Source organism: Vibrio sp. Vb0888, assembly GCF_033338835.1.
GTDB classification, from domain to species: domain Bacteria; phylum Pseudomonadota; class Gammaproteobacteria; order Enterobacterales; family Vibrionaceae; genus Vibrio; species Vibrio alginolyticus.
The window spans coordinates 1-1,251 of record NZ_JAWOTL010000182.1; the positions used below are offsets into that span (position 1 = coordinate 1).

Genomic DNA, 1,251 nt, shown 5'->3' on the forward strand with positions numbered 1-1,251 from the left:
CAATCATCGCCATAGAATTTGGTTGGCTTGTCGCCCACTGCATCATCGCTTGGTCTCCGTCCGAGTTACCAACGGCGAGCACTGGTTTCTTACCAATAATGTACTGGATGTTTTCGACTTTCACTTCTTTATCATCGAGCGTTAACAGTTCGCCCAACTTCATCACTTTAGGCTGACCATCATTAAAGCTGTATTCGTATTTCAACGCACTGCCGATGATTTGTTCTTCAGGAATGTTGTAAGCCTCTGGCGCCCACACGCGCATAAAGTCCACGCCACCACCCGAAACAATGTAGGTTTTGAAGTTGTTCTCTTGCAGGTAAGTAAGCATTTCGCGCATCGGCTTAAAGGTGAGAGCGTTATAGGCTTTACCAAAGCGCTTGTCTTTCGCTGCCGCAAGCCATTGCTCGACGGATTGTTGATATTCTTCAACGGTCATGCCGCTGTGGGTGACTTTCATAATTTGGAGTAGCGATTCTTTGCCGCCAGCAAAGACTTTCTCTAAGTCGTTTTCAATGACGGATTTAAAAGGTTCCTGCGTTTTCCATTCTGGATGCGTTTTCGCAAGGGCTTTGATTTGATCCAACGCGAATGCAATTTGGAAATAAATCGGCTTTTCTGACCAAAGTGTACCGTCGTTGTCGAACACGGCAATGCGGTCAGAAACGGGAATAAATGTTGCCTTTGAACTGTCGGTAGATTGCTCGACAAAATTCACAATGGCGGTTTTGCTGTCGCTGTCTTTCCAAGAAGGGAGCAAGTTGGCATCGCAATCTTTCGCGAGGCTGGAAAAAGATAAGCTAGTTAAGACGGCAAGAGTACAGAGATGGATTTTGTTCATTATTTACCTCGATTGATTTCACTAGGTTGTGATCCCTAAAAAGGGCAATGAGGGCGGATAACCTTAAACGACCACTTACACGTTGTACTCATGTCATTTTTTCGCCCACGCGTTAGCGTTGAAAATTCGCCTTCATCATAAGCAAGCGTAGTCGCATTCCTTGGTTGTGCACGAAATGAATAGCGAAATACTTCCAAAACGCCGCATACGGGTTATCTCAAACTGCCCAAAGTAGAGTAGCAACAAGCGCCATGAAAATAGGTTATAAGCGGTATAACAAGCCTGCGGTATTAATGAAATTTATGATTGGGTCATCAAGGTGAATCGCGGGCAAATATCCGGATCACGCCTTCAAATTCGCAACAGCAAAGGTGACTCATGCAAATTACTCAAAGTCCTCAGTTCAACGG

The 1,251-nt window shown here is 45.1% G+C and carries 1 protein-coding gene; it reads right to left on the bottom strand.

Annotation, left to right across the window (positions count from 1 at the left end; translation table 11 throughout):
- Window positions 1-841, bottom strand: an 841-nt coding sequence (locus R7P72_RS24870) for an HAD family hydrolase (RefSeq protein ID WP_318110942.1), incomplete at its 3' end; no start/stop codon positions are given.
- Between the last annotated feature and the right edge of the window lie 410 nt (window positions 842-1,251).